A 7,953-nucleotide genomic window follows, 5' to 3' on the forward strand; every position below is an offset into this window, starting at 1 on the left:
AGCTATCAGGTGTCGAGTGCGGTTTTCACGCCGACGGCGGTGTCGGTGTTCCGGCGGGTTTTGGCCCAGCCGTTGCGACCACGCACCAACCGGGTCACCGCGCGCCACGATGTGATGTAGAAGGCGTAAATGTAGAGCGCGTAGGCCATACCCATCCCGACGCCGCGGAGAATATTCCTGCTGTGCAAGCACTTCAGCTGGTAGATCGGGCCCCACACGACAAACGGCAGCAGTCCGAACGATCCGTAGATCGCGAACAGGATCCACGCGCCGCCGGTGAACCAGGTCCATACCTGCGCCGGGTCGCCGGCGGTGCTGATCAGTAACAAGATGAACGGGATCGGGTAGAGCAGCGACCCGAGCAGCTGCAGCCACGGCTGCGCGAGGTAGTACATCATCTCGGCCGCACCGAGGGTGCTGACGTGGGGTGAATCCCAGATCTGGCGCAGGTACCGCGCGCACTGCATGGTGCCCTGGCCCCAGCGGGTGCGCTGCACGAGGAACCGTCGCAGGCTGTACAAGCCTTCCTGCGCGACGAACGAGTCAGGGGTGAACCCGGTGCGCCAGCCTGCGGTCAGCAGGTGGACGCCGAGCTCGAAGTCCTCCAGCAGCGAACCGCGCCACGGCCGGCCACTGTCGCCCGCGATCGAGTCGAGCGCGGTGAGCCGGGTGAACTGGCCGTTGCCGCCCATCGAGATCGTGCCGGTGAAGCCGCGCGAGGTCTGGATCGCCGCGATCGCCGTGCGGAACTCGAGATCCTGCAACTGCGCCAGCTTCGATCCGAACGCGCGGGAAAACCGGTTCCGCCCGGGCGCCCGGGCATCGACGTTGCTCATTCGGACGTCGAGCTGCACGGCGCCCATGCTTTCGTCACCGAAGAGGTGGGCGGCCGCGCACACCTCGAGACAGTTCCATGCCGGGCGCCCGTCCGCGTCGACGACCACGACCACGACGCTGTCGCGCGCAACTCCGACGGCTATCGAGTCGTTGAGGGCGTCGTACGCGGCGTTGAGCGCGTCACCTTTGCCGGTCCTGGCCTGCGGTCGATGACGTTCGACGAGGTGCACGTACGGGTCATGGCCACCGCCGCGGCGCCGCAGCGCGCGCACGACCTGGGCCGTGGCGTCCTCGGAATCGTCGTCGACGACCCAGACGTGGGCACCGGGGAACGTGGTCCGCAGGTAGCGGACGGTATCGCCGATCACGGCCTGCTCGTCGCGGCACGGCACGAAGAAGTGCCACGTGAAGTCGGCTGGGTCTCCCACCGGCGCCGCGGTGCGCCGCAGGTACGGCACGACGATCACCACGACGTAGACGATGAACGCCACGCTCATCGTCAGCGCGAACGCCTGGGTGACCGCCAGCAAAACCTTCAGCGACCCGTCGCCCATCAGATATCACTCTTTCGGGTGAATCGTGCGCCACCGGAGCGTCGGGTACCGAGCCACACGAACAGCACCAGCGCGACCGCGCCGCCGAAGACGCTGACCATCGAGCCGAGCAGCGTATGACCCCAGTAATAGCCCTTATTGACACCCAGCCACCGCACCAGGCCGACGATCATGAGCAACCGCAACTGATTGACGAAAAACAATGCGACAACGGAGATGACCAACGCGATCAGCACTTTCCGCTGACCGAGTGGCCGGTAGTGGATCATGACCGCGGCCACCAGAATTAGCGGCAGCAGCAGGAACAGCGACGAGCACTCGGGAGTCATCGTCAACCCCAGCGGAGCGGGGCCGGTCAACCCGAAGTACACGGTCTCCCGAGCGGCGGACACTTCGACTCCCGTCGATGTCACGCCACGAAGAATCAGGCCCGCGACCTGCACCTCGAGGACCCGGTAACCACGCTCGAGGACCACCAGCACCAGCACGGATACGACCAGCGCGCCGACCGTTGCCCCCTTGCGAAATCGGCCGCGACCTGGGATTGGGGCACTGAAGGCAGTCACAATTGACCTCCTGGCCGTCGTGGAGGAGCCGCTGCCGTGCCGGTGACGGCTACCCTCATTGGTTCGACATTCCGTCCATCGTGTTACCGGTAGCCGCTCAGCCTGGACGAAGCCCGAGCAGCCAGGTGCCGATTGCGAAGAACTGCTGCAGCACGTGTAGATCGAGGCTGTCCCCATTGGACGACAGCCGGGGATATCGCGTGGTGCACACCGGGTATCAATCGTCAGTCCACAGCGGAAGGACGCCGGCGTTGCCCGCCCGAGATCCGCTGATCACGTTACACCGAAAGGGTTTCCGGCCTTGCCAGGCGCACGGGCAACTGCTCCACCGCCGCGGAACCGGCACCTGAGACCATTCGGGCGATCCCGCGCACCGCCGGCCATCCGGGGGCCGGCCCGGCTGCTGAACAGCTGCGCACACGCTTGGTAAGGAGTATGCGTCCGACTTGCGGGAAGGGATCAGAAACTCACCCGGAGGGGTGATCAAATTGCCCATTTCGTATCTTCCGGTGGCCGACATTCGATAACCACTACGCCAAGCGACTCACTCCGGCCGGACGTGCCCAGCAGCGGGCCGCACACATTCATCGCCGAGATAGTTCGGAGGAACAATTGATGACAACGCATGTTGTTGTGCGCCGAGGTGGAATCCTCGCCGCCGTGGTCGCGTGCACAGTCCTCCTCGAGGCGGGTGCCGCCATGGCGGCCGCCGGTGACGGCTCCGCGTACGGGGTCGACGTCGATGTCACCCTGGTGGGCTCCCCCGCGGTGCACATCGGCCCGCTGGCCGCGTCGAACACCAACGGACCGACGACCAACACCCTCGCCACGGTGACAGCGCCCGGCATCCTCACCACCGGCGTCATCACCACCTCCGCCACCCGTGACACCACCACCGGCGCGGTGACCGCGAAGGCGAGCACGGCCAACGTCGGCCTGCCGCTGCTGAACATTCCGCTGGGAACCGTCAAAGCACAGGCCATCGAGGCCGACTGCACCGCAACGCAGCAAGGTGTCACCGGAAGCAGCACATTCCTCAACGCCACACTGGGCAGCCTCGGTGCGGTCGCGGCCACCCCTGCACCGAACACCACTCTCGCGGTCAACGTCGCCACGGTGCACATCGCCACGATCATCCTCAACGAGCAGATCCACAATCCCGACGGCAGCCTCACCGTCAACGCACTGCATGTGAAACTGCTCGGTGGCGTGCTCGGCTCGCTGGGCTCCGGCGACGTGATCGTGTCCTCGGTCACCTGCGGCCCCGCCGGACTGCCCGTGCCGCTCGCTTCAGGCGCCGGGATGTGGATCGCGTTCGGGCTGCTCGGCGCCTTCGCCGTCCCTGTCGGTGTCGGTGTCGTCCGCCGCCGCTCGGCGACATCGGTCTGACAACGCCGGCTCACCGCACCGAGTGAAGTGAGGCTCTGATGTACAAGATGCCAGGCGCAGGCGTCGGGGTGGCCGGTGGCGGTGTGGGCACCCTGGCCTACACCGGCGCCGACGTCGGGTGGTGGCTCGCCATCGGCGTGTTCCTGGTGCTCCTGGGCGCCAGCACTCTCGTCGCGTTGCACCACCGCCGCAGACGGCTCGGCCAGAGCCGGCGCTGACTCGGCCCACGCAGCGGGACAGCGGCTGCCCGCACGCCAGGCAGCCGCTGTCCGGCCCGACCACACCACACCCCTTCAGCGAGGAGTCGCACATGGACATCATGGTGCTGGCAGGAACCCGCCCGGAGGCGGTCAAGATCGCAGCGCTGACGACAGCCCTGCAGGACCATCCCGTCCTGCGGCCGATCATCGTGCACAGCGGCCAACACCCCGTCATGGTCGAGCAGGCCCTCGCGCCCTTCGATCTGAAGGTCGGCGCCTGGCTGCCCACCCCGGCCCGCGCCACCGGCGAACAAGCCGAACTGGTCGCGGGTATTCTGCCCGCCGCGGCCGAGTTGCTGCGCCGGCATCCGCCGGCCGCCGTCGTGGTGCAGGGTGACACCACCACGGCGCTGGCCGGCGCGCTGGCCGCGTTCTGGCAGCAAGTACCCGTCGTGCACCTCGAAGCGGGCCTGCGCACCCACGACCTGGCTTCCCCGTTTCCCGAAGAGGGCAACAGGCAGATGATCTCCCGTATCGCCGCGCTGCACCTGGCACCGACCGTCGCCGCCGCAGCCGCCCTGCGAGCGGAAGGTGTTCCTCCGTATCGCATCACCATCACCGGAAACACCATCGTCGACGCCGTCCAGGCCATCACCGCGCGAGACCTGCCCGCGCGCGACGCCACCTTGGCCCTTCTGGAGATGGAGGTCGCCCAGACCGGCAGGCGGCTGCTACTGGTGACCGCGCACCGTCGCGAGTCCTGGGGCCGGCCCCTCGACCGCATCCTGGTCGCGATCCGCCGGATCCTCGCCGAACACTCCGACGTGCACATCCTCTTTCCGCTCCACCCCAACCCGGCCGTACGGGGGCAGGTCGAGGCCGCGCTGGCCGGCCACCCCCGGGTGAGCATCACCGAACCGCTCGGCTACCCCGATCTCGTTCGGGCTCTGCGGATCGCCTCGGTGATCCTCACCGACTCCGGCGGCATCCAGGAGGAGGCGCCGAGCTTCGGCACCCCCGTCCTCGTGCTGCGCGATCACACCGAACGCGCCGAAGGCGTGATTGCGGGTCGCGCCTGGCTGGTCGGCACCGACGTCGACCTGATCACCACCACCGCGACATCGTTGCTCGACGGCACCCTGCGACCCACCCAGGGCTCGAACCCCTATGGCGCCGGCGACGCCGCGGAGAAGTCCGTCGCCGCTATCGAGCACCTGCTCCAGGTGCCCCGGCCCACGACCCGCGCGGAACAGGTTCCCACCCCTTCGCCCCGCGACCTGCCCGCACCTGCCGTAGCGGCGACATCCTCATAACGCCCCGTCACGCCGGAGGTATCCGATGCACAGCCACGCCGACATCCTGAGCCGAAAACTCCACCGCACCCTTGACGTTCACGCCGGGGTGGCCTGGCGACACACCATCCAGGTGACGGCTACGGTGCTGATCACCGGCACAGCCGTCCTCCTCCTCGTGAACGGGTCGTTCCCCCCGGTGCTGGCCGCCGCGCTCGCCAGTGCGCTACTGGTGGTTGTGGCCGCCGTCCGAGCGTTGCGCCGGGCTGCGCGACAGGCCAGCACCATCCTCGCCGAGGAACTCCGTCCGGTCGATCGACCGAGCCGCCGGCTCAGCTGATGTTGGCTGCGATAGCAGAAGCCCGAATCGACGCAGTGTTTGAGGCAGGTGCGGGCGGCGGCGAGGGCGAGGAAGGCGCGGAAGTGGCTGGTTTAGCTGTCGTATCGGGTGCCGGTCAGGCCGGACAGGATGTGGATCTTCGAGCCGCTCTTGCCGCGATCGACCGGGTTCGGGCCGGTCATGGATCCCCGGTTTTCGCTCTGACAGACGCTCCGTCACAAACCGCGCGGAACCAGTCGATCATGCCCTGGCACCAATTCATCAAGAACCGTGCGATGCACCCGTGGACACAACCCGGCCTTGGCCTACTCAGCGAACGGGCGATGAGCGGTCGGCAGACACCGCGACGAGCACCCGCTGGTCAAACCGAACACGATCGCCCTGCAGGTCGCCCGGTAATCCACCCGCGCCGGCCCACCACCCTGCGAGCGATCACCAATCGCCGCCTTCCGGATCCACGCCGTCCCCACCTCCTTTTCCGCGTAGTGCCACAGTGTTCCCAGGTGCAACACCGCCGAGGTGTCGCCGCCTTCGGCGGCTTTCCTGAACCAGAACTCGGTCTTCTCGACCTCACCGCGGTGTTTCAGCAGCCCCCGAGGTCGACCATCGTCGCGGTGATGCCGGCGTCGGCGGCATGCGAAGCCGCGTCTCAACCCCACGATTACCCGGCAAAGCCCCGATGCCGAGTGTGCCGGGACGCCACCGGGGCCGCGGGCTTTCCGGATCCAGGCCATGGCTTCCTCGTTCTCGCCACGCAGATGCACTAGCGCACCGAGGTAAGCAAAAGTTCGTGCTCTTCCGGCTGCACGACGGCTCAGTGACTACGCCGGTGATCGGCGGGGCGTCCCGGCCGTGACCGGCCGGTGCTGTCGTGGATCGCGAGGAGCACGCCGGCCGCGGCGATGGTGATGGCGCTCTGTGATTAGGGCCAGTCCTGCTCTCTGAAAATCCCCAGTCGGGTGTCCTGTCGGCGCGTCGTTTGCGCTGGTCAACGGCCCTCGGGTGACGGTTTCGGTGTTGATCACCGTGGATTGTCGCTGGAGGGTGGATGCTCTCGCTGGAGGAAGACGTGGAAGCGCAGGCGCTGCGCGCTCAAGGCTGGTCGATCTCAGCCATCGCCCGACATCTCGGACGTGACCGCAAGACCATCCGCCGGTACCTGTCCGGCGAACAGGAGCCCGGCAGCCGCAAACCCGCAGGTCCGGACCCGTTTGACCCCTTCCTGGCCTACTGCCGGACCCGTCTTGCCGACGACCCGCATCTGTGGGCGTCCACCCTGCTCGACGAGCTCGCCGACCTGGGCTATCGCGGCGGCTATTCGACCTTCACCCGCGCGCTGCGCCGCCACCAGCTGCGGCCGCACTGCGAGCCGTGCCAGGTCGCCCGCGGCCGCGACGTCGCGATCATCGCCCACCCACCAGGCGAGGAAACCCAGTTCGACTGGGTCGAGTTGCCGAACCCGCCGGTGGCGTGGGGCGTTGGGCGGCACGCGCATCTGCTGGTCGGTGCGCTGGCGTATTCGGGCCGATGGCGGGGTGTCCTGGCCGACGCCGAAGACTTCCCGCACCTCATCGAGGCCCTCGACCTCGTCGTGCGCAAACTCGGCGGCACCACCCACGACTGGCGCTTCGACCGCATGGCGACCGTCTGCTACCCGTCCACCGGCCGGCTGACCGCCGCGTTCGCTCAGGCGGCCAAACATTACGGAGTCCGGTCTGTGGTCTGCCCGCCTCGACGCGGGAACCGCAAAAGTGTTGTGGAGAAAGCGAATCACTCCGCCGCGCAGCGGTGGTGGCGCACAGTCGCCGACGACGCCACCGTCGCCGAGGCGCAAGCCGGGTTGGATAGGCTCGCGGTCAAGCTGGACGACCGCCGCCGGGTCCGCGACGGCGAACCCACCACCGTCGCCGAGTTGGCTGTCGAGGAGGCGTTGCGGCCGCCGCCGCTGGTGGCGTTCCCGGCCGAATTCGACGTGACCCGGACCGTGACCCCGCAAGCGCTGGTGTCCTTTCGTGGCAACCAATACTCCGTTCCGCCGGGCCTGGGCGGCGCCGCTGTTCACGTCTGGCATCGGCTCGGCGCGGACACGCTGCGCATCGTCACCGCCGGCGGCGTGACGGTCGCGGTGCACCGCCGCGCCCTCGACGGCGCCGGGCGGGTGATCCGCGACGACGGGCATGTCGCCGCCTTGGAGAAGGCCGCGCTGGGCGCGTTCACCACGGACCGGCCCTGCACCCACAAGACCCGCCGGCCGCCGTCGGCGGCGGCGTTGGCCGAAGCGGCACGACTGCGCGGCCTGCCCGCGACGGGGCCCGCGGCCCACGTCGTGATCGACCTGTCTGCATACGCGGCGACCGCCGCGAAGCTCGACAGGGCACCTACCAATGAATCCACGGAAGGTTGAACCTGTTGTCTGTCAACAAGTCCGCACCACAGATGAGCGAAGCACGCCGCTACCAGCAACTGCGTGCGCACTTCTCCTACCTCAAACTGGACAACGCCGCCGAAGCCCTCCCCAGGGTCCTCGACGAGGTCCGGCACGAGAACCTGTCCATGACCGCCGCGCTCGAGCGGCTGCTGGAGATCGAGGTCAACGCCACCGAAGCCCGCCGACTCGCCGGCCGGTTGCGGTTCGCCTGCTTGCCGGATCCCTGGACGCTGTCGGACTTCGACTTCGCCGCGCAGCCCGGGGTCGACGAGAAGCTGATCCGGGACCTCGCGACGTTGCGTTTCCTCGACGACGCCTCGAATGTTCTGTTCGTCGGGCCGCCCGGG

8 protein-coding genes and 1 pseudogene are annotated in these 7,953 nt (G+C 68.1%); 6 read left to right on the plus strand and 3 right to left on the minus strand.

The features are described 5' to 3' along the window. Window positions 1-5 precede the first annotated feature (5 nt). On the minus strand, window positions 6-1,391 hold the full coding sequence (locus tag ACLJQZ_RS26260; RefSeq protein WP_410622527.1) for a glycosyltransferase: 1,386 nt from the start codon (window positions 1,389-1,391) through the stop codon (window positions 6-8). Further along, the gene (gene xrtP, locus ACLJQZ_RS26265) at window positions 1,391-1,957 is read right to left on the minus strand and encodes an exosortase P (protein ID WP_410622528.1); all 567 of its coding nucleotides are present in this window, start codon (window positions 1,955-1,957) and stop codon (window positions 1,391-1,393) included. The genes ACLJQZ_RS26260 and xrtP overlap by 1 nt, the downstream gene beginning before the upstream one ends. 699 nt (window positions 1,958-2,656) lie before the next feature. On the opposite strand from xrtP, the gene ACLJQZ_RS26270 reads away from it, so the two are divergent. The 4 genes from ACLJQZ_RS26270 to ACLJQZ_RS26285 all read left to right on the plus strand — a co-directional run bounded on the left by ACLJQZ_RS26270 (window position 2,657) and on the right by ACLJQZ_RS26285 (window position 5,178). Next, entirely contained in the window at window positions 2,657-3,346 is a 690-nt protein-coding gene (locus ACLJQZ_RS26270) for a choice-of-anchor P family protein (protein WP_410622529.1), read from the plus strand. A 38-nt stretch (window positions 3,347-3,384) separates the two neighbouring features. Further along, window positions 3,385-3,564: a peptidase gene (locus ACLJQZ_RS26275; RefSeq protein WP_410622530.1), complete on the plus strand. Its 180-nt coding sequence runs from the start codon at window positions 3,385-3,387 to the stop codon at window positions 3,562-3,564. 92 nt (window positions 3,565-3,656) lie between these two features. Continuing rightward, window positions 3,657-4,859 (plus strand): non-hydrolyzing UDP-N-acetylglucosamine 2-epimerase, encoded by a 1,203-nt coding sequence (gene wecB / locus ACLJQZ_RS26280; protein ID WP_328452814.1) that lies wholly within the window; start codon window positions 3,657-3,659, stop codon window positions 4,857-4,859. A gap of 25 nt (window positions 4,860-4,884) precedes the next feature. Next, window positions 4,885-5,178 (plus strand): hypothetical protein, encoded by a 294-nt coding sequence (locus ACLJQZ_RS26285; RefSeq protein WP_410622531.1) that lies wholly within the window; start codon window positions 4,885-4,887, stop codon window positions 5,176-5,178. A gap of 125 nt (window positions 5,179-5,303) precedes the next feature. Here the strand turns inward: ACLJQZ_RS26285 and ACLJQZ_RS26290 are convergent. Further along, window positions 5,304-5,483 (minus strand): annotated as a pseudogene (locus tag ACLJQZ_RS26290) (IS5/IS1182 family transposase); the annotation flags it as partial. Between the two features lie 743 nt (window positions 5,484-6,226). On the opposite strand from ACLJQZ_RS26290, the gene istA reads away from it, so the two are divergent. Together istA and ACLJQZ_RS26300 are read left to right on the plus strand one after the other, a co-directional pair. After that, entirely contained in the window at window positions 6,227-7,582 is a 1,356-nt protein-coding gene (gene istA, locus ACLJQZ_RS26295; RefSeq protein ID WP_410622532.1) for an IS21 family transposase, read from the plus strand. A 32-nt stretch (window positions 7,583-7,614) separates the two neighbouring features. Further along, the coding region (locus tag ACLJQZ_RS26300) for an ATP-binding protein (protein ID WP_410622533.1) at window positions 7,615-7,953 on the plus strand (339 nt) is incomplete at its 3' end.

This window comes from Amycolatopsis sp. cmx-8-4, assembly GCF_046548675.1.
GTDB lineage: Bacteria > Actinomycetota > Actinomycetes > Mycobacteriales > Pseudonocardiaceae > Amycolatopsis.